This is a genomic window from Actinoplanes sp. SE50/110, from assembly GCF_900119315.1.
Taxonomy (GTDB): domain Bacteria; phylum Actinomycetota; class Actinomycetes; order Mycobacteriales; family Micromonosporaceae; genus Actinoplanes.
Map to the genome: position 1 here is coordinate 3,192,837 of NZ_LT827010.1, position 25,018 is coordinate 3,217,854.

At 73.1% G+C, this 25,018-nt stretch carries 24 protein-coding genes; 13 read left to right on the top strand and 11 right to left on the bottom strand.

Annotation, left to right across the window (positions count from 1 at the left end; translation table 11 throughout):
- Genes ACSP50_RS14160 through ACSP50_RS14170 form a run of 3 tightly spaced genes read right to left on the bottom strand, consistent with a single transcriptional unit; the run spans position 1 to position 2,656 of the window.
- Entirely contained in the window at positions 1 to 714 is a 714-nt protein-coding gene (locus tag ACSP50_RS14160; protein ID WP_014689716.1) for an ABC transporter ATP-binding protein, read from the bottom strand.
- Positions 711 to 1,457 (bottom strand): ABC transporter ATP-binding protein, encoded by a 747-nt coding sequence (locus tag ACSP50_RS14165; protein ID WP_014689715.1) that lies wholly within the window; start codon positions 1,455 to 1,457, stop codon positions 711 to 713. Before ACSP50_RS14165 ends, ACSP50_RS14160 begins: the two co-directional genes overlap by 4 nt.
- A gap of 8 nt (positions 1,458 to 1,465) precedes the next feature.
- Positions 1,466 to 2,656, bottom strand: a complete 1,191-nt coding sequence (locus ACSP50_RS14170; protein ID WP_014689714.1) for a substrate-binding domain-containing protein — start codon at positions 2,654 to 2,656, stop codon at positions 1,466 to 1,468.
- 159 nt (positions 2,657 to 2,815) lie between these two features.
- On the opposite strand from ACSP50_RS14170, the gene ACSP50_RS14175 reads away from it, so the two are divergent.
- Positions 2,816 to 3,583 carry a 3-hydroxybutyrate dehydrogenase gene (locus tag ACSP50_RS14175; protein WP_014689713.1) on the top strand — a complete coding sequence of 256 codons (768 nt, stop codon included), beginning with the start codon at positions 2,816 to 2,818 and terminating at the stop codon, positions 3,581 to 3,583.
- Positions 3,584 to 3,595: 12 nt separating this feature from the next.
- Positions 3,596 to 4,396: an alpha/beta fold hydrolase gene (locus ACSP50_RS14180; RefSeq protein ID WP_014689712.1), complete on the top strand. Its 801-nt coding sequence runs from the start codon at positions 3,596 to 3,598 to the stop codon at positions 4,394 to 4,396.
- Here the strand turns inward: ACSP50_RS14180 and ACSP50_RS14185 are convergent.
- Entirely contained in the window at positions 4,373 to 5,587 is a 1,215-nt protein-coding gene (locus ACSP50_RS14185; RefSeq protein WP_231956932.1) for an MFS transporter, read from the bottom strand. The two genes, ACSP50_RS14180 and ACSP50_RS14185, sit on opposite strands and share 24 nt — an antisense overlap.
- Before the next feature lie 84 nt (positions 5,588 to 5,671).
- Here ACSP50_RS14185 and ACSP50_RS14190 point away from each other — a divergent pair, with 84 nt between their 5' ends.
- The 3 genes from ACSP50_RS14190 to ACSP50_RS14200 all read left to right on the top strand — a co-directional run bounded on the left by ACSP50_RS14190 (position 5,672) and on the right by ACSP50_RS14200 (position 7,701).
- The gene (locus tag ACSP50_RS14190; RefSeq protein WP_043511372.1) at positions 5,672 to 6,619 is read left to right on the top strand and encodes a GlxA family transcriptional regulator; all 948 of its coding nucleotides are present in this window, start codon (positions 5,672 to 5,674) and stop codon (positions 6,617 to 6,619) included.
- 78 nt (positions 6,620 to 6,697) lie between these two features.
- Positions 6,698 to 7,072: a DUF2306 domain-containing protein gene (locus ACSP50_RS14195; protein WP_014689709.1), complete on the top strand. Its 375-nt coding sequence runs from the start codon at positions 6,698 to 6,700 to the stop codon at positions 7,070 to 7,072.
- Entirely contained in the window at positions 7,069 to 7,701 is a 633-nt protein-coding gene (locus tag ACSP50_RS14200; protein ID WP_014689708.1) for an alpha/beta hydrolase, read from the top strand. The genes ACSP50_RS14195 and ACSP50_RS14200 overlap by 4 nt, the downstream gene beginning before the upstream one ends.
- Before the next feature lie 29 nt (positions 7,702 to 7,730).
- Here the strand turns inward: ACSP50_RS14200 and ACSP50_RS14205 are convergent, their stop codons facing one another.
- Together ACSP50_RS14205 and ACSP50_RS14210 are read right to left on the bottom strand one after the other, a co-directional pair.
- Entirely contained in the window at positions 7,731 to 8,351 is a 621-nt protein-coding gene (locus ACSP50_RS14205) for an SGNH/GDSL hydrolase family protein (protein WP_014689707.1), read from the bottom strand.
- Between the two features lie 73 nt (positions 8,352 to 8,424).
- A complete protein-coding gene (locus ACSP50_RS14210; RefSeq protein ID WP_014689706.1) occupies positions 8,425 to 10,254 on the bottom strand; it encodes an arabinofuranosidase catalytic domain-containing protein in 1,830 nt (609 codons plus the stop codon).
- Positions 10,255 to 10,444: 190 nt separating this feature from the next.
- On the opposite strand from ACSP50_RS14210, the gene ACSP50_RS14215 reads away from it, so the two are divergent.
- Positions 10,445 to 11,134 (top strand): GntR family transcriptional regulator, encoded by a 690-nt coding sequence (locus ACSP50_RS14215; protein WP_014689705.1) that lies wholly within the window; start codon positions 10,445 to 10,447, stop codon positions 11,132 to 11,134.
- Positions 11,135 to 11,153: 19 nt separating this feature from the next.
- On the opposite strand, the gene ACSP50_RS14220 is transcribed toward ACSP50_RS14215, so the two are convergent.
- Together ACSP50_RS14220 and ACSP50_RS14225 are read right to left on the bottom strand one after the other, a co-directional pair.
- The gene (locus ACSP50_RS14220) at positions 11,154 to 11,978 is read right to left on the bottom strand and encodes a biotin-dependent carboxyltransferase family protein (protein WP_099344072.1); all 825 of its coding nucleotides are present in this window, start codon (positions 11,976 to 11,978) and stop codon (positions 11,154 to 11,156) included.
- Between the two features lie 29 nt (positions 11,979 to 12,007).
- Positions 12,008 to 12,622 carry an allophanate hydrolase subunit 1 gene (locus tag ACSP50_RS14225; protein ID WP_014689703.1) on the bottom strand — a complete coding sequence of 205 codons (615 nt, stop codon included), beginning with the start codon at positions 12,620 to 12,622 and terminating at the stop codon, positions 12,008 to 12,010.
- An 84-nt stretch (positions 12,623 to 12,706) separates the two neighbouring features.
- Here ACSP50_RS14225 and ACSP50_RS14230 point away from each other — a divergent pair, with 84 nt between their 5' ends.
- Positions 12,707 to 14,002, top strand: coding sequence for an MFS transporter (locus ACSP50_RS14230; protein ID WP_014689702.1), 1,296 nt, complete (start codon positions 12,707 to 12,709; stop codon positions 14,000 to 14,002).
- On the opposite strand, the gene ACSP50_RS14235 is transcribed toward ACSP50_RS14230, so the two are convergent.
- Complete coding sequence (locus tag ACSP50_RS14235) at positions 13,894 to 14,772, bottom strand: hydrolase (RefSeq protein ID WP_014689701.1); 879 nt, start codon at positions 14,770 to 14,772, stop codon at positions 13,894 to 13,896. The two genes, ACSP50_RS14230 and ACSP50_RS14235, sit on opposite strands and share 109 nt — an antisense overlap.
- 169 nt (positions 14,773 to 14,941) lie before the next feature.
- Between ACSP50_RS14235 and ACSP50_RS14240 the strand changes: the two genes are divergently transcribed.
- The gene (locus ACSP50_RS14240) at positions 14,942 to 15,388 is read left to right on the top strand and encodes a TetR-like C-terminal domain-containing protein (protein WP_231957031.1); all 447 of its coding nucleotides are present in this window, start codon (positions 14,942 to 14,944) and stop codon (positions 15,386 to 15,388) included.
- Here ACSP50_RS14240 and ACSP50_RS14245 read toward each other — a convergent pair.
- Entirely contained in the window at positions 15,372 to 18,935 is a 3,564-nt protein-coding gene (locus ACSP50_RS14245) for a family 78 glycoside hydrolase catalytic domain (protein ID WP_014689699.1), read from the bottom strand. The two genes, ACSP50_RS14240 and ACSP50_RS14245, sit on opposite strands and share 17 nt — an antisense overlap.
- Before the next feature lie 126 nt (positions 18,936 to 19,061).
- On the opposite strand from ACSP50_RS14245, the gene ACSP50_RS14250 reads away from it, so the two are divergent.
- The 3 genes from ACSP50_RS14250 to ACSP50_RS14260 all read left to right on the top strand — a co-directional run bounded on the left by ACSP50_RS14250 (position 19,062) and on the right by ACSP50_RS14260 (position 21,312).
- The gene (locus ACSP50_RS14250) at positions 19,062 to 19,631 is read left to right on the top strand and encodes a nitroreductase family protein (RefSeq protein ID WP_014689698.1); all 570 of its coding nucleotides are present in this window, start codon (positions 19,062 to 19,064) and stop codon (positions 19,629 to 19,631) included.
- A gap of 218 nt (positions 19,632 to 19,849) precedes the next feature.
- Entirely contained in the window at positions 19,850 to 20,836 is a 987-nt protein-coding gene (locus tag ACSP50_RS14255) for a chemotaxis protein CheB (RefSeq protein ID WP_014689697.1), read from the top strand.
- 62 nt (positions 20,837 to 20,898) lie between these two features.
- Entirely contained in the window at positions 20,899 to 21,312 is a 414-nt protein-coding gene (locus ACSP50_RS14260; protein WP_014689696.1) for an anti-sigma factor antagonist, read from the top strand.
- Here ACSP50_RS14260 and ACSP50_RS14265 read toward each other — a convergent pair.
- Complete coding sequence (locus tag ACSP50_RS14265) at positions 21,246 to 21,980, bottom strand: STAS domain-containing protein (protein WP_014689695.1); 735 nt, start codon at positions 21,978 to 21,980, stop codon at positions 21,246 to 21,248. The genes ACSP50_RS14260 and ACSP50_RS14265 overlap by 67 nt on opposite strands.
- Positions 21,981 to 22,073: 93 nt before the next feature.
- Between ACSP50_RS14265 and ACSP50_RS14270 the strand changes: the two genes are divergently transcribed.
- Positions 22,074 to 23,066 (top strand): chemotaxis protein CheB, encoded by a 993-nt coding sequence (locus tag ACSP50_RS14270; RefSeq protein WP_014689694.1) that lies wholly within the window; start codon positions 22,074 to 22,076, stop codon positions 23,064 to 23,066.
- 76 nt (positions 23,067 to 23,142) lie between these two features.
- Positions 23,143 to 24,993 carry a CheR family methyltransferase gene (locus tag ACSP50_RS14275; protein WP_014689693.1) on the top strand — a complete coding sequence of 617 codons (1,851 nt, stop codon included), beginning with the start codon at positions 23,143 to 23,145 and terminating at the stop codon, positions 24,991 to 24,993.
- The last annotated feature ends 25 nt before the right edge of the window (positions 24,994 to 25,018 follow it).

The following is a 25,018-nucleotide window of genomic DNA, read 5'->3' on the forward strand; positions in this document are numbered from 1 at the left end:
TCAGCGACTCCCCGCGGTGGTGCCGACGCCCAGCAGCGACTTCGTCGCCGCGGCGTCGCCGAGCAGGTCGGTGGCCGGCCCGCGCCAGGCGACCCGGCCGGCTTCGAGCACCACGGCGTCGCCGGCCAGCCTGCGGACCACGGCGAGGTTCTGTTCGACGAGCAGCACCGGTACGCGTTCGGCCACCCGTGCCAGCACGGTCGCCACCGCGGTGACCACCGCCGGGGCCAGACCCTTGGTGGGTTCGTCGACCAGCAGCAGCCGGTTCGGGTTCAGCAGCACCCGGGCGATCGCCACCATCTGCTGCTGGCCGCCGGAGAGCGTGCCGGCACGCTGCGCGGCCCGCTGTTCCAGCTCCGGGAACAGGTCGTGGACCAGAGGGTAGTCCGGCTCCGGGGTGCGCTCGGCGAGTCGCAGGTTCTCCGCCACGGTCAGCCCGGCGAAGACACAGCGGTCCTCCGGGATGTAGCCGAGCCCGTCCCGGACCAGCCGGTGGGTGGCCCGGCCCAGGATCGGCTTGCCGTCGACCGCGACCGCACCCTCGGCCGGCACCTCGCCCAGGATCGCGCGCAGCGTGGTGGTCTTGCCCACCCCGTTGCGCCCGAGCAGGGCGGTCACCCCGGTCGGCGCCACGTCGAAGGTGACGCCCTGCAGGATGTGCGAGCCGCCGAGGCGTACCGACAGGTCGGCGACCCGCAGGATCGGCGTGCTCACCGGCCCTCCCCGAGATATGCCCGCTGGACGAACGGGTCGGCCATCACCGCGGCCGGGGTGTCGCAGGCCAGCAGCGCGCCGTGGTGCAGCACGGCCACCCGGTCCGCCAGGTCGAGCACCACGTCCATGTGGTGTTCCACCATGAGCACGCTGCGGCCGGTGCCGGCGGTCAGCCCGCGGATCACCTCGACCAGGGTCGGTACGTCCTCGGTGCTGACCCCGGCCATCGGCTCGTCGAGCAGCAGCACGGCCGGGTCGCCGGCGAGCAGCAGAGCGATCTCCAGCTTGCGTTTCTCGCCGTGCGCCAGGGAGCCGGCGATGCGATCGGCGCGGTGCTCAAGACGTACCTCCGCCATTATCTCGGCAGCGCGGACCGCGATGTCGCGGTCGGCGCGGTGACGCCAGGCCCGCATCGCGCCACCGCGCCGCGCCTGCACCGCGAGCGCGACGTTCTCGGTGACCGACAGCGTTCCGAAGACGGCCGAGGTCTGGAAGGTGCGGCCCAGGCCGAGCCGGGCCCGGCCGTGCGCAGCCAGCGCGGTCAGGTCGCGGCTGCCGAGCAGGATCCGGCCGGAGCTGGGCCGGCGCAGGCCGCTGATCAGGTTGAACAGCGACGTCTTGCCGGCGCCGTTCGGGCCGATCAGGGCGACGAACTCGTCCGGCGCCAGGTGCAGGGACACGTCGTCGACGATCGGCACGGCGCCGATCCGCCACGACACGTCCTCGACGGTGAGGGCCGTCATCGTCGGTCTCAGCCCTTCATCGCGGCCGCCGGCGGGGCGGTGTCCGCGGCGGAGACGGTGCCGGTCAGCGTCGCGGTGGCCGCGTCCCCGGCGCCGGTCAGCCGGGCCTGGAACATCGGCTGCAGCAGCGCGTGGTCCGCGGCGCGGACGGTCAGCCTGCCCTTCACCGAGTCGAAGCTGTAGCCCTCCAGCGCGCCGATCATCTTGGCGGTGTCGTCCGGGCTGGCCTGCAGCGCGTGCACGATCATCTGCGCGGCGGCGAAGCCGTCCGGGTGGAACAGGTCGGTCCGGCCGCCCGGCACCGCGGCCTTGAGTGCCTGGTAGGCGGGGTTGTCGGTGGCCCCGTCGAAGTAGTGCGCCAGCAGGTTCAGCTTGCTCGCGCCGGCCCCGAAACCGGCCCAGCCGGCCCGGAGGTCCAGGCCGGTGACCACCTTGGTGGAAGCGAGCACGCCCTGCTGGTCGAGCGCCTGCCACATGGCGCCCGCCGTGGTACCGGCCCAGGCCACGAAGACCAGGTCGGGCTCGGCGGCCTTGATCTGGCTGGCGAACGGGGTGAAGTCGGTGGCGCCGGCCGGGACGGCGATGGTGGAGACGGTCGCGCCGGCCCCGCCGAGCACCCTGGTGACCGCGTCCACGTTCGACTTGCCGAACGCCGTGTCGGGTGCGAAGACCAGCACCTTCCTGCCGTCGCCGAGGTACGCCCTGGCGGTCAGCACGTCCTGGTACGACTGCCGGCCGGACCGGAAGGTGTACCTGTTCGCGCCGGTCACGCCGTCCGAGGCGGCCGGACCGGAGACGAACAGCACCCTGTTCTCGGCGGCGATCGGGGCGACCTGCAGCGCCACCCCGGAGGAGGTGGACCCGGCCAGCACCCGGTACCCCTTGCCGATCAGGTCCTTGGCCGCCGACACCGCCTTGACCGGGTCGCCCGCGTCGTCGGTGTAGGTCACGGTGATCGTCTTGTCACCGACCTTGCCGGTGTTGTCGGTGGCGTACGCGAGACCCGCCTTGAAACCCTCCACATACTGCGCGCCGTAGCTGGCCAGCGGCCCGGACTGGGAGTAGACCACGCCCACGTTGATCGAGGAGCCGTTGCCGGCCGCGTCTTTCGGGCTGCCGCACGCGCTCGTGGTGACCACGACGGCGGACAGCACGGCGGCGCCGAGCACGGCACGCCGGGATGTCGACAAAGACCGCATCGGAATCAGATGCCTTCCGTCAAGAGGCTGTTTCGTGTGGGGCACACGCTAAGAGCTGGTGGGTGGCCTGGGTCACCGTGCGCCATCACATGGGTGTCGCGGTCCTTGTGTGGCTCGTCCACATATTCGCGGTCGTCGCTGATCCGTACGGTCACCGGCATGACGACGGCACGTGTGGTCGACCTCGACCTGACAGGACGGACCGCGCTGGTCACCGGCGCGGGCAGCGGCATCGGGCGGGCCTGTGCCGAACGGCTGGCCGCGGCCGGGGCCGAGGTGCTTGCGGTGGACATCGACGAGCGTGCGGCCAAGGAGACCGCGACGTCGACCGGCGGGCGGGCACTGGCCGCCGACCTGTCCGACCCGGACGCCGTCGACACGCTGCCGGGCGCGGTGGACGTGCTGGTCAACAACGCGGGCCTGCAGGTGGTGGCACCGCTGCCGGAGTTCCCGCCGGACAAGTTCACGTTGATCCAGCGGGTCATGGTGGAGGCCCCGTTCCGGCTCATCAGGCTGGTGCTTCCGCACATGTACGACCGCGGCTGGGGGCGGATCGTCAACATCTCCTCGGTGCACGGGCTGGTGGCGTCGCCGTACAAGGCCGCCTACGTGACCGCCAAGCACGGTCTCGAGGGGCTGTCGAAGGTGACCGCGCTGGAGGGCGCCGCGCACGGGGTCACCTCGAACTGCGTGAACCCGGCCTTCGTCCGCACCCCGCTGGTCGACCGGCAGATCGCCGACCAGGCGCTGGCCAACGGCATCCCGGAGGCGGACGTGGTCGAGAAGATCATGCTGGACCGGGCGGCGATCAAGAAGCTGATCGAGCCGGACCAGGTGGCCGAGGTGCTGGCGTATCTGTGCAGTCCCCCGGCCGCCTTCATCACCGGGTCGTCGATCATCATCGACGGCGGCTGGACCGCGCACTGATCAGGGAGACTCATGGACGAGGTCGACATCCCGGTAGCCGGCGGCGCCCTGCGGGCGGTGAGCTGGCCGGGCGACGGGCCGCTGGTGATCGCGGCGCACGGGATCACCGCCAACGCGCTGTCCTGGGCGGCGGTCGCCCGTGCCCTGGGGGGCAAGGTGCACCTGGTGGCGCCCGATCTGCGAGGCCGGGGGTTCAGCGCGCAGCTGCCCGGGCCGTACGGGATGGATACCCATGCCGACGACCTCGTGGCGATCGCCGACTATTTCGGGATTTCTCGGGTGCCGCTGGTCGGGCATTCGATGGGCGGGTTCGTGGTCGCCGCGACTGCCGGGAAACATCCCGAGCGGGTGGGTCCGGTGCTGCTCGTGGATGGTGGGATTGCTCTGGGTGTGCCGGCCGCCATCGACGTCGACGTGGCCCTGGAGGCGGTGATCGGCCCGGCTATGCGACGACTTTCCATGAATTTCGACTCTGAAGATTCTTACGTCGCTTATTTCCGGGCAAATCCGGCATTGGGTCGCTACTGGAGCGCGGACCTGGAAGCGTACATTCTGCGCGACTTCACCGGCACCGGCTCCACCTGCAACCTCGCGGCGGTCCGCGGCGACGCCGCCGACATGCTCCGCAACCCGCGCCCGGCCCCGTTCCCCCTGCTCTGGGCCCCGCGCGGACTGGCCGACGAGGACACCGGCCTCTACCGCGCCGACCAGCTCACCGGCGTCGACGCCGAACCCGTCCCGGACGTCAACCACTACACGATCCTCACCGCCGGCGCCGGCCATGTCGCCTCACGCCTGCTCGCCCTGCTCTGACCCACGACGCAGGCCGCGGATCGGGCGGATCGCCAGCAGCAGCGCCACCACCACCAGCGTGACCAGCGTGGCGAGCAGCATCAGGTCCCGGGGTGGCACCACGGTGGTGAGCGGGCCGGCCAGCGCCTGCCCGACCGCCACCCCGGACACCGACCCGGCCATCTCGTACGCGGTGACCCGGTTCAGCACCTCCCCGGGCACCCGGGTCTGCACACTGGTCGACCACATCACCGACCAGAACGCCCAGGCCGCGCCGCCGATCAGGTGCCCGGCGGCCAGGACCGGCAGCGGCGGGGTCAGCGCCACCGAGAACGGGATCGCGGCGAATCCGATCAGCGCGACCGCCCCGGCGGCGAGCGGCCGGCGCGGACGCAGCCGGATCGCGGCGAGACCGCCCAGCACGGTGCCGGCGCCCAGGGCGGCCATCGTCGTGCCGTACGCCGCGTCGCCCAGCCGCCCGCCGACCAGCTGCGCGGCGAGCGGGATGTACGGGCCGAAGACGAGCAGCCCGAACAGCATCCAGATCAGGATCACCGACCACATCCAGATGCGGGACCGGAACTCGGTCCAGCCGTGCCGCAGGTCGCGCAGCAGGGTGGCGGACCCGCGGGCGGCCACCGGGGAGATCCGGATCAGGGCCAGGCAGAGCCCGCTGATCACGAAGGTGGCGGCGTCCACCGCGTAGACCGGGGCCGCCCCGGCGACCGCGGTCAGGATGCCGGCCAGCACCGGGCCGCCCAGCTGGGTGGCGGCGTCGGCGACCTTCAGGGTGGCATTGGCCCGCTGCGGATCCCGGGCGATCAGCGGCACCATGCCGTTGACCCCGGGCTGGAACATGGCCGCCGACACCCCGGACACCGCGGACGCGGCCAGCAGCAGCCACAGCGGCGGCGTCCCGGTCAGGAAGGCGACCGCGACCACGCCCTGGCTGACCGCGCGCACCGCGTCCGCGCCGATCATCATGGTCCGTGCGCCGATCCGGTCGGCGAACACCCCGCCGACCACGATGAACAGCACGAACGGCGCGGTGAAGACGGCCAGCACATAGCCGACACCGGCCACCCCGTACAGCGCGCCGACCGCGAGCGCGGCCGCCACCGGCATCATCGCGTCACCGAGCAGCGACACCGCCCGCGCGGTGAAGTACAGCCGGAAGTCCCTGGTCCACAGCGCCGGCGGAGCGCTGGTCACGCACAAATCCATGATCAGGATCCTGGTCGGCGGGGGTGGGGCGGCGCAGGGGCCGGGCCCGCCAACATTGAGTACATTCACGCCATGCCGCATCGTGTCGTTGCCTTGGTGGGGCCGGTGCTGGAGCTGTTCCCGGTGACCGCCGCCGCCGCGGTGTTCGGCGACCACGGGCCCGACCTCCCGCGGCACTACTCGTTCCGGATGTGCGCCGAGCGGCCCGGCCCGATCCCCACCACGCTGGGCACCGAGATCGTCGTCCCGGACGGGTTGGCGGCGCTGGACGACGCCGGCACCGTGCTGATCGCCGGCTGGACCCCGGGCCCGCACTTCTCCGCCGAGCTGGGCGACGCGGTGCTGGCCGCGCACGCCCGCGGCGCCCGGATCGTCGCGGTGAGCTGCGCCGTCTACATCCCGGCCCGGCTCGGCCTGCTCGACGGCCGGCGCGCCTCGGTCCACTGGGAGTGCACCGACGACCTGGCCCGGCGCTACCCGCAGCTGTTCGCGGACGGGTCGATCCTCTACACCGACCACGGTGACGTCGCCACGGCCGGAGCGACCGCGGCCACCGTCGACCTGTGCCTCGCCCAGGTCGGCCGGGAGCACGGCGCGGGCCTGGCGATCCGGATCGCCCGGCAGCTCTCCGCCGGCCCGCCGCGCACCGGCTGCCAGCGTCAGGGCCCCGCCCCGGCGTCGCCCGGCCCGGCGCCGGATTCGCTGGCCCCGCTGCTCGACTGGGTGGTGGCCAACCTCGACCGGCCGCTCACCGTCCGGGACATGGCGGCCCGCTCCGGGATGTCCGAGCGCACGGTGACCCGGCACTTCCTGGAGCAGCTCGGCGTCCCGCCCGGGCGGTGGCTGCTCGACCAGCGGATCGCCTCGACCCGGGCGCTGCTGGAGGAGACCGACCTGCCGGTCGAGACGATCGCCACCCGGGTCGGCCTCTCCTCGGCGGTGAACCTGCGCCGGCGCTTCCGGAACGCCCTGGCGACCACCCCGGCGGCGTACCGCCGCATGTTCCGGACCCGGGTGTGACACCCCGGATGTTTCCGCGGCACGGGATACGCCCCGGGGCGGACGCCGCACCGGCCCGCCCGGCGGAAGATCGGGGTCATGCCCCACCGGCGCACCACCCTGCTGTTGCCGGCCGCGATCATCTTCGGTCTCGTGCTCGCGTTGCCGTACCTGAGCCTGGACCCGGCCCGCAGCCGGATCCCGGTCCCCGGCGACCTGCCGTACGCGGTCCTGGTGGCGCACATCCTCACCGCCACGGTCGCGCTCGTGATCGGCCCGCTGCAGTTCGCCCGGCGGATCCGGGCGCACCGGACGCTCGGCCGGATCTATCTGCTCGCCGGGGTGCTGCCGGCCGCGGTCACCGCGATCCCGGTCGCGCTCTGGTTCGGCCGCCCGCTCACCCGGGTCAGCCTGGTCACCGCGGCGATCCTGATCCGCCGCACCCCGACGCCCAGGACGGGAAGTCCCCGATGACCACGGTTCTCCTCATCCACGGCGGCCTCGGCGAGGACATGAACGCCGACCGCTTCTGGCACCGGCCCGGCGTCGTCACCGCCCTGCGACGCCACGGCGTCGACGTCGTCGCCCCCGACCGCCTCCGCCGGCCGACCGACTGGACCGCCGAGGCCGACCACCTGACCACCCTGCTGCCCGGCCACCCGGTCACCGTCGTCGCCGGCTCCAACGGCTGCTCCGCCGCCGTCCGCCTCGCCCTCGCCGCCCCGGGCCGCGTCGCACGGCTCCTGCTGGCCTGGCCCGCGACGGCCGGTGACCCCCGGGTCGACCACCATGACCGCCGCGGCCTCACCGACCGCGGCACGGACCCGGCCGTCATCGACAGCATGCTGACCGGTCAGACCCTCCGCGGCGTCACCGACGACGAGCTCGCGGCCGTCACCGCGCCGGTCGGCGTGCTGGCGTCGATCCCCGCCAATCCGTTCCACCAGCGCCGCACGGTCGACGCCCTGATGGTCATCCTGCCGACGGCAGTCGAACTGCCCGGCTGCCCGGAACCACCCCACCCGGCCTTCCCCGCCCACGCCGGCCGCTTCGTCCACACCGTCGTCGAGTTCGGCAACCTTTCGGGAGCCGCGCGGAGCTGATGCCGAGAGCGTCCCCGGGCCGTCGCCGATCAGCCCGGCAGCAGGGAACGGCAGGTCGGCAGGATCGCGTCGGCGAGCGCTCGGTGTCCGTCGTCGTTGGGATGCGAGCGGTCGTCGCAGAGCAGGTCGTAGTTGTAGTCGATGGCCTGCGGGAAGGTGTCGAAGTAGGGCAGACCGAGACGCTTCGCGGTGTCGGCGATCCAGCTGTTGATCAGGATGGCGCGCTCGGAAAGGTCGAGACCCGTGTAGTACACGACGACGAGGATCGGCCGGCCGGGAAGCTCGTCGCGCAGCCGGGTCAGGTCGCGGTCGATGGCGGCGCGGACCTCGTCGGCGTGCTCGGGGAGCATGCGGATGTCGTTGGCGGCCAGGCACACGATGACGGCGTCCGGGTCGAGACGGATGGCGGCGTCGAGGAGCGTCGTGTCGGTGGCCGACGGCAGGTACCGGTCGTCGCCGCCGCGCGGGCCGCGGCGGCGGAAGTAGCCCATGCCGTCGATCGACAGGTTCACCTCGCGCCAGCCGAGCTCGTCGCTGACCAGGCTGGACCACCGGGCGCGCGGGTGTGTGGTGCCGCGCCAGCCGGTGACGATCGAGTCGCCGTAGAAGACGACGGTGGGATGGTTCAGCGCGTGCGGGGAAGTGGCCACGCCCGATGGTATCGATGCGGGTGGTCCCGGGACCGGGGGCCGGCACCCGCGTGCCGGCCCCGCGGGTGACCCGTCAGCTCAGGGTGAACTTCTGCGCCGCGCTGCCGTTGCAGTCCCAGATCTGCAGGCGGGTGCCGTTCGCGGTGGTGCCGTTCGGGGCGTCCAGGCAGCGGCCCGACTGCGGGTTGCGCAGGGAGCCGTCGGCCTGCTGCTGCCAGACCTGGCCGCCGACGCCGTTGCAGTCCCAGAGTTCGACCGGGGTGCCGTTGGCGGTGCCGTTGCCGTTGATGTCCAGGCAGCGGCCCAGGGTGCGCAGGGCGCCGTTCGACTGGTGGAACCAGTGCTGGTCGACGGCGTACGACTGGCAGTCCCAGATCTGGACCGCGGTGCCGTTGCCGCCGGTGTCGTCGCCGCCGACGTCGGTGCACTTGCCGCCCGGGGTGCCGACCACGCCGCCGGCGTTGACCGCGAACTTCTGTGCGGCCGCGCCGTTGCAGTCCCACAGTTGCAGGCGGGTGCCGTTGGCGGTGGTGCCGTTCGGCGAGTCGACGCAGCGGCCGGACTGCGGGTTGCGCAGCGAGCCGTCGGCCTGCTGGACGAACTTCTGCGCGCCGCCGCCGTTGCAGTCCCAGAGTTGCAGCGGCGTGCCGTTGGCGGTGCCGTTGCCGGTGGCGTCCAGGCAGCGGTTCAGGGTGCGCAGCGAGTTGTCGGCGAAGTGCGTCCAGCGCTGATCCTCCGAGAAGGACTGGCAGTCCCAGATCTGGACCGCGGCGCCGTTGGCGCCGGTGTCGTCGGCCGACACGTCGGTGCACTTGCCGCCGGGGCCGGTGACGGTGCCGGCCGGGCCGTTCGGGATGGTGGTCTGCCCGGCGTAGCCGACGCCGACCACGTTGGCCTGCACCGCGTTCTCGGCCGCGTCGGTCGGGTAACCGGCGACCATCGCGCCCTCGAACCAGGTGCCCCGGTTGCGGTTGCTGTTGTCGCCGCCGATGCCCAGGATGATCCCGCCCTCCTGGTGCATCGGGCGGTAACCCTGCTTGTCGGTCGGCAGCCCGCCGTTGAACCAGGTGGTCAGGCCTCCGGACTGGGAGTTCCCGCCCTTCAGCGCGTACGTCGTCTGGCCGTTGTTCTTCAGCACCGCGGTGACGAAGGCCGAGTTGTTGCCCGGGTTCGGGTTGGCCCCGTTCCCGCCCTGGAACATGCCGTTCTCCATGTCCGCCTCGATCCACGGACCGGAACCCTGGCACGGCGCGAAGTAGCAGGTGGTGGCGATGCTGACCGCGTCCATGTGTCCGTTGCCGGTGTCGTACGGGGTGGACTCCGCGTTGCCGTAGTCGAAGCAGCAGTCGGAGCCCACGTGGGTGCCGCTGGCCACCATGTACACGCCCTCGGGCTGACCGTTGACGGCCACCCCGGACGCGACGCCGTTGTAGCGGTAGCCCACGCCGGGGGAGACCCAGATGCCGTACACCTTGTGGCCGCCCGCGGTCACCGCGATCTCGCTCGCGTCGGCGCCCCGGTCGCCGCTGCCGGCCCCGCCGTCCGGCGCGATCTGCAGGTCGTTGTGCCGGCTGGTCTGGTCCCAGATGTGGGTGACCCGGCAGGTCGTGCCGTTGCAGAAGGCGTCCTGGTCGGCGGCGTCGGCGTAGCCGCCGGCGGCGAGCGTCCCGATGTCGTGGGTGGCGCCGTCGGAGGCCCGGGTCACCTGGTAGAGCCGGCCGCTGTAGGCGCCGAACAGGGCGCGGGTGACGCTGTGCGCGGCGACGCACGGCGTGCCCGCGGCGGCATAGAGGTCGCACGGCAGCGAGGCTGCCGCGATGGCCGGGCCGGGCGCCGCGAGAAGTCCGGCGACGAGGCTGACCGCGGCGGCGACGAGCAGTCCGAGAGAGCGTTTTCTGCGCATGGTGAAGTGCTCCTAGGGGAAGGAGGACGGGAGCGATGCGCGTCGACCGTGGTCGATTCATCGATGTGTCGAAAATTACGCGCGCTGGTCGAACGAGTCAATATGCGGTAACAAATGTGCGATCCTGTTCGATCATCCCGGTACAGATGCCCGCGTCGCCCGATCTTCCCGATTGTTCTACGATCGTGGCGTGACCGACGAGTGGGGTGTGCGGCTGGCCGGGGATCGGGCCCTGCTCGATCGGGGGAGCACGGCGGAGCGGGTCGCCGACATCCTGCGGCAGCGGATCACCGAGGGCGTCTTCCTGCCCGGCACCCGGCTCAGCGAGGAGAGCCTGCGCGAGGCGCTCGGCATCTCACGGAACACGCTGCGCGAGGCGTTCCGGCTGCTGGCCCACGAGGGGCTGCTGGAGCACCAACTCAACCGCGGGGTGTTCGTGCGGCTGCTGAGCACCGGCGACATCCGGGACCTCTACGCGATCCGCCGGATTCTGGAGTGCGGGGCGCTGCGCAACCTGGGTGCGGTGCCGCCGGAGGCGGTGGCCGCGGCGCGGGACGCGATCGAGGCGGCCGAGGCGGCCGCCGAGCGCGGGGAGTGGGGTGCGGTCGGCACCGCGAACATGCGCTTTCACCAGGCGATCGCCGACCTGGCCGGCAGCCGGCGGGTGGCCGAGGCGGTCCGCGGGCTGCTGGCCGAGTTGCGGTTGGTCTTCCTGGTGGTCGCCGACCCGCGGCAGCTGCACGAACCGTACCTGGTGGGCAACCGCGCGCTGTACGAACTGCTCGCCGCCGGTGACGCGCGTGCCGCCGAGGAGGCGTTGCAGCGCTACTTCGACGAGGCGGAGGGGCAGCTGCTGGCCGCCTACGAGGCCGCCAACTGAGCGGCGCGACCGGGGCCGGTCAGGCCGGCCGGAACCGGACCGCGGTGCCCGGGCGGGCCTGACCGAGCAGGTCGACGTCGGCCGGGTCGACCACGCCGATCACCGGATAGCCGCCGGTGGTCGGATGGTCGGCCAGGAAGACCAGTGGCTGCCCGTTCGCCGGCACCTGGATCGCGCCGAGGACCAGGCCCTCGCTGGGCAGTTCGCCGCGGACGGCCCGCGCCAGCCCGGGGCCGGCCAACCGCACCCCCACCCGATCGCTGTCGGCCGCCACCCGATATTCCGCCGAGCCCAGCGTCCGGACCGCGGCCGGGGTGAACCAGTCGTCCCGCGGTCCCGGCCACACCCGCAGTCGCAGCTCAACGGGCGGCGGGGGATAGGGCGCCACATCCACGCCGGGCGGCATGCCCCGGGTCTCCCCGAGCGGCAGCACGTCGCCGTCCCGGATCTGCTCCGGTCCCAGCCCGGACAGGGTGTCGGTCGACCGGCTCCCCAGCACGGGCGGCACCGCGATCCCCCCGCCGACCGCCAGATAGACCCGCAACCCCGCCCACGGTTGTCCGATGCTGATCACAGCTCCAGCCGGCACCGCGATCGGCAGCCCGGGATCCGCCGCGCGCTCACCGGCCCGCACCGCGCACGGCGCCCCGGTCACCGCCACCGTCGTCGCCCGCGTCGCCCGCAGCCGCACGCCGCCCAGCAGGATCTCCAACCCGGCCGCCCCGGCCGGATTGCCGACGAGCCGGTTGGCCAGCCGCAGCGCTCCGCCGTCGACCGCCCCCGAGCGCGGCACCCCGAGATGCGCATACCCCGGCCTGCCCAGATCCTGGATCGTCGTGCGCATCCCCGCCCGGACCACCTCCAGTGCCCCGGTCACGCGGCCACCACGAATCGGACGGTCGCCCCGGGCGTGAGCAGCGCCGGCGGCTCATTCTCCAGATCGAACAGGACGGCGGCGGTACGCCCGATGCACTGCCACCCGCCGGGCGAAGCCCCCGGATACACCCCGCTGTACGCCCCCGCGAGCGCGACCGTGCCGGCCGGCACCCGGGTCCGCGGTGTCGCCCGCCGGGGCACGTGGTGCTCGGGCCCGAGCCCGGTGAGGTAGGCGAAGCCGGGCGCGAAGCCGCAGAACGCCACGCGGAACGCGGTGCCGGTGTGCACGGCCACCACCCCCGCCCGGTCGGTGCCCCACCACTGCGCGACGTCGTCGAGGTCGGCTCCGTCGTACACGGTCGGAATCTCGATGACCCGCGACGGGCCGGTGGCGGGCGGCGGCGCGGTGGTGGCCTCGGTCAGCAGTGTCCTGATCTGATCAGTGCCGGCGACGCCGTCGACGAGCACGGTCCGGGCCGCCGGGACGATCTCCGTGGCCCGCAGCCGCCCCTGTTTCCGGGCGGCGTCGAGCAGCCGGTAGGCGGCGGCGACCCCGGACCCGTCGGCCCACTCGATGAGCACGGCCGAGGGCCCGGCCCGGAATATGCGCATGGTGCCAATGCCTCACATTGAAGTATTGCCGGATTGTTCAACGATTCCTAGAGTGTGCCACACGACAACGGACAGGAGCTCGCCATGATCGCCAGTCGACGTGTCATCCTCGCCAGCCTGATCGGCACCTCCCTCGAGTGGTACGACTTCTTCCTGTACGCCTCGGCCGCCGCCCTCGTCTTCGGCAGATTGTTCTTTCCCGGATTCGAGCCGCTCACCGGCACCCTGCTGGCGTTCGCCACCTACGCGGTCGGCTTCGTGGCCCGCCCGCTCGGCGGGATCCTGTTCGGACATTTCGGCGACCGCACCGGCCGCAAGGGCGTGCTGGTCGCCACGCTGCTGCTGATGGGCGGCGCCACCTTCCTGATCGGCGCGCTGCCGACGCACGCCACGATCGGCGCGGCCGCCCCGATCCTGCTGGTCACCCTGCGATTCCTGCAGGGGCTCGGGCTGGGCGGCGAGTGGGCCGGCGCGGTGGTGATGTCCCTGGAACACGGCGACCCGCGGCGCCGCGGGTTGTCCGCGTCGTGGCCGCAGGTCGGCGTCCCGGCCGGCAACCTGCTCGCCGCGGGCGTCCTGTGGGTGCTGTCCGCGACCCTGTCGGAGGCGGCCTTTCTCAGCTGGGGGTGGCGTGTCCCATTTCTTCTTTCTGGCGTGCTTGTGCTGGTGGGCCTATGGATCCGGGGCACGGTCACGGAGTCGCCGGCGTTTGCGGAACTCGCTGCGGAGGGTGGCCGGGCGCGACTCCCGCTGATCGAGGTGCTGCGCCGTCACCCGCGCGGCCTGCTGGTCGCGATGGCCGCGCGGATCGGCACCGACGTCGCGTTCTACACCTTCTCGCTGTACGTGCTGACCTATGTGACCGGCACCGTGGGCCGCCCGCGCACGGTCGCGCTGACCGGCGTGCTGGTCGCCTCCGGTCTGCAGCTGGGGCTGATCCCGTTCTTCGGCGGGCTCTCCGACCGGCTCGGCCGCCGCCCCGTCTACGCCGCCGGGGCGGTCGCCGCCGGGATCTGGGCGTTCGCCTTCTTCCCGCTGCTGGACACCGGGAACACCGTGGTCATCGTGCTGGCGGTGGTGGTCGCGCTGGCCGCGCACGCCGCCATGTACGGCCCGCAGGCGGCGTTCGTGGCCGAGCTGTTCGCCACCCGGTTGCGCTACTCCGGCGCGTCGATGGGCTATCAGATCGCCGGCATCCTGGGCGGCGCGCTCGCCCCGATCATCGCGATCAAGCTGGTCGCGTCGACCGGCGGCGCGCTCGCGGTCAGCGCCTACGTCGCGGGGGCGTTGCTGCTCACGCTGGTGGCGCTGGCGTTCGCGCCGGAGACGTCCCGGGACACCGGGACCAGCGCGCCGCTCTCCATCGCCACCCACACCTGATCGGAGCAGACCCAGAGACCGTGTGGCTCCGCGCCGGGCAGGCGGTGGCGGGTGATCTCGCCGGACGCGGTCACCCGGGCCAGCTCGGTCGACCCCCACAGGGTGACCCAGCAGCCGCCGGCCGGGTCGGGGGCGATCGCGTGCGGGCGGCAGGCCGGATCCGGGAACCGGAACTCGTCGATCGCTCCCGACGGGGCGACCCGACCGGCCAGGCCGCGGGCGATGTCGGCGAACCAGACGCCGTCCGGGGCGGCGGTGATACCGACCGGGGCGCTGCCCTCGGGGAGCCGCACCAGCTCCACGGTGTCGCCCGGACGGACCACGGCGAGCGCCTCGGCGCCGTTGAGGGCGGCCCACGGCGTACCCCCGCGGTCCGTCGTGATCATTGCGGGCCGGGCGCCGGACAGCGGTAGGTCGATCATGGTGATCGTGCCGCCGCGGAGGCGGCCGATCCGGTCGCTGCCGGCCGCGGTGAACCACACCGTGCCGTCCGGCGCGACCGCGATGCCGTAGGGGGACGAGCCGGCCGGCGTCGCGAACGTGGTGTGCGTGCCGGACGGATCGCGGCGGCCGATCCGGTCGTCGGAGCGCGTGTACCAGAGCGTGTTCCGGTCGGCGGCGAGCAGCATCGGGCGCCCGTCGAGGGGCTCGAGCTCCGGGTCGCCGGCGACCCGGACCAGGCCGGCGGGCTTCAGCAGCGTGGTCCAGACGGTGCCGTCGGCGTCGCCGGTCACCGCGTACGGCGTCCAGCCTGAGGGAAGTGCGGGCATCTCGGCTCCTCTCCCGGAACTAACACGACAGTTGTAGCATTAGTGCATGGCGGACGCTACCCAGATCCCCGGCGCGGCCCGACCCGGCGGCCGCACCGCCCGCACCCGGCGACAGGTCCTCGACGCGGTCGCGGCGATCCTGCTGGAGCACGGCTTCGACGGCCTCACCATGGACGCCGTCGCCGAGCGTTCCGGCGTGCACCGGGCGACGGTCTACCGCCGCTGGCGTGACCCCGGCGGCCTGCTCGCCGACACCGTCGATGCCGCGCGCGAGCTGCCCTGGGAGCCGCCGGACACCGGCTCGCTGCTCGGCGACCTGACCGCGATCAACCGGGAGGTGGTCGCCGCGCTGACCGCCCGGCCGTCGATCGCCCAGGCGCTGATCGCCGCCTCGTTCCGGTCGCCGGCCGCGGCCCGGGCGCTGCGCGACTTCTGGGCCGACCGGTACGCCCGGGCCACCGTCGTGGTGACCCGGGCGGGCGTGCCCGGCGACCCGCGGGACGTGCTGGTCGCCGCCTGCGCGCCGGTCTTCCACGAGCTGGCGCTGATGCGCGAGCCCGAGCCCGGCGACCTCGCCGAGCGCTATGCGGCGATCGCGGTCAGAGGGTCGAGGTGAAGGTGTAGGAGCCGGCCCCCACCACGTAGGACGTGCCGCCCACCGGCACCGCCTCGGCGGGCGCGGAGGTCACCGCGGTGCCGGGGACGCGTACCGTGGCGGTCGTGCCTGTGGCGACCACCACCTGCAGCGTCACCGCGGACCCGGACCGGCTCCAGGCGCTGCGGACCCGGCCGAAGGTCGTGGTCAACTCGGCCGACGCGGAGGTCAGCGACCCGCCCGGCTTCGGCGCGAGCAGCACCTGGGCGTAACCGGGCGCCGCCGGTGCCACCCCGCCCACCTCACGGTAGAGCCAGTCGCCGACCGACCCGAGCCCGTAGTGGTTGAACGAGTTCATCCCCGGGTCCTGCAGGCTGCCGTCCGGGCGGATCCCGTCCCAGCGCTCCCAGATCGTGGTGGCGCCCCGCGCGATCATGTAGCCCCACCCGGGATAGTCCGGCTGCTGCAGGATCCGGTACGCGACGTCGGCGTGCCCGTGGTCGGCGAGCACCGGCAGCAGGTTCTCCACGCCCATGAAGCCGACCGACAGGTGACCGTTGCGGGACGCGACCTTCGCCGCCAGCCGGTCCGCCACCGCCTGCACCCGGTCGCCCGGCACCAGACCGAACGCGAGGGCCAGCACGTACCCCGTCTCGCTGCCCGTGCCGACAGTGTTGTCGGCGTGCACGAACCGGCCGGTGAACGCGGCCGCGATCTGGTCGGCGAGGGTCCCGTAGGTCGCCGCCTGCGCGGTCCGCCCGGTCGCCGCCGCCATCCGCGACACCAGCCGCGCCGACCAGCCGAAGAACGCCGTGCTGGTCAGATCGTTGCCGGTGCCGTCGTCCACATTCAGCCAGTCGCCGTAGGTGTCCTGGTTGCGGATCAGGTCGGCGCCCGCGGTCGAGCGCAGATAGTCCACCCACCGGGCCATCGCCGCGAAGTTGCGGTCCGCGGGCGCCAGATCGCCGAATCTCTGCCAGACGGTGTACGGCACGATCACCCCCGCGTCGCCCCACCCCGCCTTGCCGGCCCCGCCGAGCACATCCGGTGCCACGTCGGTGAACGCCCCGTCGCTGTGCTGGGCGTCGGTCAGGTCGGTGGCGAACTTGGCCAGCAGGCCGTAGGTGTCGAAGTTGAACGTCGAGGTCGCCACGAACGCCGCGATGTCCCCGGTCCAGCCGAGCCGTTCGTCCCGCTGCGGGCAGTCGGTCGGGATGGACAGCAGGTTCGACCGGGCACCCCACAGGATCGCCCGCTGCACCTGGTTCAGGGTGCTGTCCGAGCTGGTGAACATGCCGGTCGCGGCGCCGCCGGTCCACGCCGCCAGTCCGGTCAGGCTGTCCGCGTCCGGTGTGCCGGGGAAGCCGGTGATCTCCACGTACCGGTAGCCGTGCACGGTGAACCGCGGCTCGAACGTCTCGGTGCCGGTTCCGGCCAGGGTGAACCGGTCGGTGGCCTGGGCAGCCCGCAGGTTCGCGGTGTAGAGGGTGCCGTCCGCGTTCAGAATCTCGCCGTGCCGCAGGGTGACCGTGGTCCCGGCCGGGCCACTGACCCGCAACCGGTCCCAGCCGGTGAAGTTCTGCCCCAGGTCGGCGATGAACACCCCGGGCTTCGGCTGGGTGACGGCGACCGGCCGCAGCTCCTGCTGTACGGTCACCCCGGGATCGACCTGCGGGACCAGCGTCGGCCGGGCGCCGTTCTGCACGGTCACCGGGACCCAGTCGCTGTCGTCGAAGCCCGCGGTGTTCCACCCGCTCCTGATCAGCCGCGCGTCCTGCGTCTCGCCGGCGTAGAGGTCGTCGCCCAGGATGTTGCCCGGCGCGGTCCGCCAGCTGCCGTCGGTCTGCACGGTCGCCGACGTGCCGTCGGTGTACTCGATGATCAGCTGGGCCGCGTACCAGGGCTGCGTCCCGTATCGCCGACTCCCGGCGAAACCGATGTTCCCGGAATACCAGCCGTGCCCGATCTGCGCGGCCAGGGCGTTGTCGCCCAGCCGGAGCGCCGCGGTCACGTCGTAACCCCGGTACTGCACCCGCTTGGTGTAGTCGGTCCAGCCCGGAGCCAGCCGCTCGGTCCCCACCCGGGCGCCGTTCAGATACGTGTCGTGCAGCCCGAGCGCGGTGGCGAACAGCCGCGCCCGCGCCACCGGTCTGGTCACCGCAAAACCTTTGCGGAGGTACGGCGCGGCCGCCGGCACCAGCACCTGACCTCCCCAGGGACCGCTGCCGTAGGCGGCCAGCACCTTCGCGGCCAGCCACCCGGAGTCGTCGAAGCCCGGCTGCTGCCAGCCGCCCGGTGCCGCGGTCGCGGATCTCCAGGAGCCGTCCGTGACGATCCCGCCCAGCTTGGCGATCACCCCGGCCGGGCCCACCGTCGTGTTGCTCGCCGCGATCGCGATCGTTCTGGTCCCGGCCGGCACGGTCACCGTGGCCGCGGTCTTCCACGAGTCGGTCACCCGCGGGCTGGCCGAGATTTGCGTGCCGTCGACCCAGACGTCGGCGGTGTCGTCGCCGGCGACCACCAGCGTGGTGCTGGTCGCCAGCGTCACCGTCCGGCGGAAGTACCGGGTCGCGGCCGGGGCGCTCGTCGCCGGGTCGCCCTCCGGATACCAGATCCAGTCGGCGCCGCTCAGATCACCGGCCGGTGGTGCGCCGACGAAGGCCGCGGTGAGTGCGATGCCGGTGTCGAAGCGGGCGCCCGCACTCCAGGCGCTCGGGCGTCCCTGTGCGTCCCAGACGCGGACGCGCCAGAAGTAGGTCCGGTTCGCGCCCAGCGCCGGACCGGAGTATCCGATGTCCCGTGATGCGGTGGAGGCGACGATGCCGCTGTCCCAGACGTCGGCCGCACCCGCGGTGCTGCCCACCGTGAGCTGATAGCGCCCCTGCATCTGGCCCCCGGTGCCGGCGGCGAGCCGCCAGCCGAATCGCGGAGTGTCCACCCCGACCGGGTCGGCCTGCCGGTTCACCGTCAGATCGGTGACGCTCACCGGCGACGCGGCGGCCGGGTCGGGCAATGCCACCCCGGCGCCCCACGGGCCGCCGCCATAGGCGCCGAGATCCTTCGCGGTGGTCCAGGCGACATCCGAGAACGCCGGATCCGCCCAGTTCTCCGGTACGCCGGTGGCCGCCCGCCAGGAGCCGTCGGTGACCAGGTCCACCGAGCCGGCGTGCAACCGGCCGAGCACCCCGGCCGGCCCACCGGTGTTGCGCGCGGCCAGCGCCACCGTGTTGGACCCGGGGTGCAGCGACCCGGCCAGATCGACGCGGACCGCCCGCTTCCAGGAGTCGGCGGCGCGCGGCGAGCCGGCCAGCCGGACGCCGTTCACCCAGACGTCGATCGTGTCGTCGCCGGTGACGACCAGCTGCGCGGTCGCGATGTCGCTCGCCGCGACGGTGAAGGCGCGGCGTAGGTAGCGGGTGGCCGCCGGTGCGCTGGTGGCCGGATCGCCCTCCGGATACCAGATCCAATGTGCCCCGTCGAGGGTGACTGCCGGCTCGGCCGCCGCGGTGGGCGCCGAAACCGGCATCAGGAGAAGCGCGGCCGCCAGCACCGCGAAGGAACCCTTCATGCGAACTCCCGGGTATATGAAACGTTTCATACTGACATTCATCGATCCTATGACGGACCTCACACGCCAGACAAGCCTTCCGACGGCGGCGGCTCCGGCCGATGCCGGCTGTGACACGCTGGCCGGATGCACGACGAACTGAGCGCGCCCGGGCTGCATCCGCTGCTCGCCGCCCGGTGGAGCCCCACCACGTTCGACCCGGTGTTCGAGGTGGACACCGCCCAGGCCGATCTGCTCGTGGAGGCGGCCCGGTGGGCGCCGTCCGCCGGGAACTCGCAGCCCTGGGCGTTCATCGTGGGCCGCCGCGGCGACGAGACGCATCGGCGGCTCACCCGGCACCTGGCCGCCAGCACCGGCCGCTGGGCGCCGTCGGCCAGTCTGCTGGTCGCCAACCTGGCGCACCGGTTCGTCGCCGACACCGACTGGGAGTATTCCGAGTTCGCCCTCTACGACCTCGGCCAGGCGGTCGCCCACATGACCTTCCAGGCACAGGCGCTCGGGCTGTTCGTGCGGCAGTTCCGGGCCTTCGACCGGGGCGGGCTCGCGGCCGAGTTCGGGGTGCCGGAGCACTGGGAGGTCACCACCATGGCGGCGATCGGCCGGGTTCCGGGCGGGGCGGCGGGGCCGGCCGGCCCGGCCCCGGTGGCGTCCCGGGACCGCCGCCCGGCCGGCGAGCTGCGCTGGACGGGCCGCTGAACCCCGGCTGACGGTGGGCCGGTGGGCTGAGATTGGAGGGGTGCTGAATCGCGGCTGACGGTGGGCCGGTGGGCTGCGCTGGACGGGTCCGCCGGCTCCGGGTCGGGGCTGACCGGCCGGCCGGTTTATCCGGCGGCGTCCCGGGAATGCGGGACGTTCACGGCGCGACGGCCGATCAGCGGCCGGCGTGCCGGACACTGGTGGAGAGGCGGTCTGCGATGACGCGTCGCGACGTGGTCGTGATCGGCGGGTCGGCGGGCGCGCACAAGCCTCTGACCCAGCTGCTGTCCCGGCTACCCGCCGATCTGCCGGCGGCCGTGCTGGTCGTCCTGCATCTGGCGCCCGGCGCCCGCAGCACGCTGGCCGAGATGCTGGGCTCGGCCTGCGCGCTGCCGGTGCGCACCGCGGCCGACGGGGAGCCGATCAGGACCGGTCAGGTGTATGTCGGTGCCGCCGACCGGCATCTGGTCGTCGACGGCGACGTGCTGCGGCTCAGCGACGGTCCCCGGCAGAACCGGGTGCGCCCCGCGGTGGACGCGCTGTTCCGGGCCGTCGCCCGCTGGTGCGGACCCCGGGCGATCGGCGTGGTGCTCTCCGGCAGCCTGGACGACGGGGCCGCCGGCCTGGCCGCGATCGTCGCCGGCGGCGGCCTCGCCCTGGTCCAGGATCCGGCCGAGGCCCGGTTCCCCGGCATGCCGCGGGCGGCGCTGCGGGTGGTGCCGCAGGCGGTGACGGCCTCGGCGCTCGATCTGGGCGATCTGGTGGCCGGGTCGGCCGGGCAGCCGACCGGTGCGGGGGAGGGGCCGCAGGAAGCGTTGAGGTGGGAGACGGACATGATCGCCGACGGTTCCTCCGACGCCCGGGACCGGGGCGAGCCGGTCGCGCTGGGCTGCCCCGAGTGCCACGGCGGGATGTACGTCGTGCGGACCGGCCGGGCGGCGCACTACGTCTGTCACGTCGGTCACTCCTATTCACCGCAGACCCTGCTGGCCGCCCGGGACAACGGGCTGGAGGAGGCGCTGTGGACCGCGGTCAGCGTCCTGCAGGAGAAGGTGATGATCCTGCGGGAGCTGATCGACCAGGCCGAGAAGGCCGGTGAGGCCGAGGTGGCGCGTGGCTACCGGGCGGAGGCGGACCGGACGAGCGCCGCGGCCGCCCTGCTGCAGGAGCAGGCGGCCGGGTCGAGGAGGACGGCGGCGCGCTGACCGCTGCGGTGTACGGTCGGAGAAAGAGTTGGACGCGCCCTCTCACGGATTTGCCGGAGCCGATGAATCTTCCTGACCACTCGCTGCGCACCGAGGTTCACCTGCCGGATGAGCCCGGTGACGCGCGCCTCGTCATCGTCGGTGAGCTGGACGGCGAGGAGACCGTCGGCCTGCACGACGCGGTCAGCCGGACCCTGCGCCACCCGGCCACCCGGGCGGTGCACGTCGACGCCGGTGACCTGATCTTCCTCGATTCGTCCGGCATCCGGTCGCTGCTGGCCGCCCGCCGCCGGGCCGCCGAGGCCGGGGTCGAGCTGTCGATCGTCGCCGTGTCCCCGATCGTGTACCAGATCCTGCAGATCACCGGGCTGCTGCCGATCCTCGGCGTCGGCGCGGGGACGGTCGTCCGTCAGCCCGCGGCGCGAGGCAGCGACAGGGCCGCCCAGACCACTTTGCCACCGTCGGTCGGCAGGTGACCCCAGCGGTGTGACACCGCCTCGACCAGCATCAGTCCGCGTGGCGCGGCGGGGTCGGTGGTCGTCCCGGGATCGCATCGTGGCGGCTCCGCCGAACCGTCCCGGACGGCGATCATCAGGTAGCGACGGCTCAGGGTGAAGCGGAGGTCGGCCATCGTCCGGGCGTGGTCGACCGCATTGGTGACCAGCTCGCCGGCGACCAGGCCGGCCGGGCCGGCCAGGGCGGGCAGGGCCCACCGGGTGCAGGCCTCGGTGGCCAGGTCCCGGCCGCGGCGGGCGGCTCCGAGGGTGGGCAGCAGCACGTCGCCGATGGACCGGGTGTGCCGGCGCGGCTCGGCCGCCAGCGCCCGCGCCAGGGACCGGAAGACGGTCAGCCGGCTGTGCCCGTTGGCCAGCGACTCGGCGAGGCCGGCGTCGGGCGCGGCGACCAGCAACGGGGTGTCCGGCCAGAACGCGGCCTGCCGGGCCACGGCGGTGAACACCGACAGGGCGGCCGACCCGGCGACGGTGGTGTCGGTCAGGTCAACGACGATCGCGTCGGGCTGGTCGACCAGGCATTTCATCAGCGTGGTGCGCAGGGTGGACGCGGTCGGCACCGACAGCTCGCCGGCCACGCGGACGACCAGGCGCGTGCCGAGCCGGTCCACGTCGCAGTGAAGTTCGGGCACCCTGTCATTCTCCCTCTTTTTCACCGAACTGCCCAGCGTGTGGCGGTCCCGCCCGCGTACGCACCCGATGCCGCCGGATAGTAGGGTTCGGCCGTGACCAACCGTGACCTCATCGCCGTCGGCGCCTCGGCCGGCGGGGTGGAGGCGCTGCGCGCCCTGGTCGCGGGCCTGCCCGCCGACCTGCCGGCGGCCGTGTTGGTGGTGCTGCATCTGCCGCGCAGCGCCCCGAGCGCGCTGCCGCAGATCCTGACCCGGTCGGGGCCGCTGCCGGCGGCGATCGCAACCGACGGCGAGGAGCCGGCCCCGGGCCGGATCTACGTCGCCCCGGCCGACCGGCATCTGCTCGTCCTCGACGGCCGGATCCGGCTCAGCCACGGCCCCGCCGAGAACGGTCACCGCCCGGCCGTCGACCCGCTGTTCCGCTCGGCCGCCCGGGCCCTGGCCGACCGGGTGATCGCCGTGGTCCTCTCCGGCAGCGGCGACGACGGGGCGGTCGGTGCCGCCGCAGTGGCCGCCGCGGGTGGCGCGGTGGTGGTGCAGGCTCCGGAGGACGCGTTGCACCCGACGATGCCGCGGGCCGTGCTGACCCGGGTGCCGCGGGCGCGGGTGGCGGTCGCGGCCGAGCTGGGCGTGCTGCTCGCCGAGCTCAGCCGGGAGAAGGTGCCCGGTCTGCCCGGGCCGGACGACCCGCTGCTGGCCGGCGAGGTGGCGATCGACGCGTTCGGCGAGCCGACGACGGATCTGCTGCCCGGCGAGCCGTCCGGTTTCGGCTGCCCGAGCTGCGGCGGCGCCCTGTTCACCTTCTCGGATTCGCCGGTGCCGAGGTTCCGCTGCCGGGTCGGCCACGCCTGGTCGCCCGAGAGCCTGCTCGACGAGCAGGCGGTGGCCACCGAGGGCGCGCTCTGGCAGGCGCTGCGCGCGCTGGAGGAGAAAGCGGAGCTCGGCCGGCGGATGGCCGGGGCCGCGGGCGGCCGGAGCTACCAGCTCCGCTTCGAACAGATGGCCGTGGACGCGACGGAGGCCGGCGCGCTGATCCGGGGCCTGCTCGACCGGTTGGCCGGCAGCAGCGCCACGCAGCAGGAGTGACCGGTGGCGCGCCGCGCCCGGCGCCCGGCGTTGGGATAGCGTGACGCGCGGGCGCGATCAGGAGGGTATGCCGGGCATGGATGAGCTGGATAGCGAGTTCGAGGCGCTCCTGACCTATCTGAAGGAGTCGCGGGGCTTCGACTTCACCGGCTACAAGCGGTCCAGCCTGAGCCGCCGGGTGCACCGGCGGATGTCCACCATCCCGGTCACCGGGTACGGCGACTACCTGGATTACCTGCAGGTCCACCCGGACGAGTTCACCGCGCTGTTCAACACCATCCTGATCAACGTGACCGCGTTCTTCCGCGACGCCGAGGCCTGGGACTTCCTGCGCTCGGACGTGTTGCTCCCGATGCTCGCCGCCAAGCCGGAGGGCAGCCCGATCCGGATCTGGAGCGCCGGCTGCGCCTCCGGGCAGGAAGCCTGCACGCTGGCCATGCTGCTGGGCGAGATCCTCGGCCCGGAGCAGTTCCATGAGCGGGTCAAGATCTACGCCACCGACGTGGACGAGGAGCAGCTCAACGAGGCGCGGCACGCCAGCTACAGTGCGCGGGACGTGGAGAGTGTCCCGCCCGGGCTGCTGGAGCGCTACTTCGAGGTGATCGGCAACCGGTACGTGTTCCGCAAGGACATGCGCCGCTCGGTGATCTTCGGCCGCAACGATCTGGTGCAGGACGCCCCGATCTCCCGGGTCGACCTGCTGACCTGCCGCAACACGCTGATGTACTTCAACGCCGAGACGCAGGCGCGGATCCTCAACCGGTTCCATTTCGCGCTGGCCGAGGGCGGCGCCCTGTTCCTGGGCAAGGCCGAGATGCTGTTGAGCCACAGCAGCCTGTTCCTCCCGATCGATCTGAAGCGGCGGATCTTCCGCAAGGTGCCGACCCGGCCGATGATGACCACCGGCATCGCCCGGGCCGATCAGCTCGCCGCCCCGGCGCCGACGCCGCTGGTCGGGCTCGACCAGCTGCGCAACGCCGCGCTGATGGCCGCACCGGCGGCGCAGATCGTGGTGACCGTGGACGGGCTGGTCGCGCTCACCAACCACCAGGCGGAGTCGCTGTTCGGGGTGTCGCCGCGCGACGTCGGCCGGCCGTTTCGCGACCTGGACGTCTCCTACCGGCCGGTGGAGCTGCGCCGCTATCTGGAGCAGGTCCAGGTGGAACGGCGCGCGCTGCACGTGCCGGACGTCGAGTGGACCCGCGGCCCCGGCGAGACGCGCTACCTGGACATCCAGGTCACCCCCCTGGTCGACGGGGACGCCGGCCTGCTGGGCGTCTCGCTGATCTTCCACGACGTGAGCGCCGCCAAGCAGCTGCGGGTCGACCTGGAACGGGCCAACCGGGAGCTGGAGGCGGCGTACGAGGAGCTCCAGTCGACCAACGAGGAGCTGGAGACCACCAACGAGGAGCTCCAGTCGACCGTGGAGGAGCTGGAGACCACCAACGAGGAGCTCCAGTCCACCAACGAGGAGCTGGAGACGATGAACGAGGAGCTCCAGTCGACCAACGACGAGCTCCAGAGCATCAACGAGCAGCTGCACAACAGCAGCGCCGACCTGGACGGGGCGAACGCGTTCCTGGACGCCATCCTGTCCGGGCTGCGCGCCGGCATCGCGGTGGTCGACCGGGATCTGCGGGTCCTGGTCTGGAACCGGCAGGCCGAGGAGCTGTGGGGGCTGCGGTCCGGCGAGGCGATCGACAAGCACCTGCTGAACCTGGACATCGGGCTCCCGGTCGACCAGATCCGGCCGCTGATCCGGGCCTCGCTCAGCGGGGAGACCACCGACAACGAGATCCGGTTGGAGGCGGTCAACCGGCGCGGCCGGTCGATCACCGTGCGGGTCGCCTGCAGTCCGCTGCTGGACGTGGCGAGCGTGCCGACCGGCAGCATCATCGTGATGGACGCGGTCGCCCCCTCTGCCTAGGGTCACTGCGCCGGGCGGGTAGCTT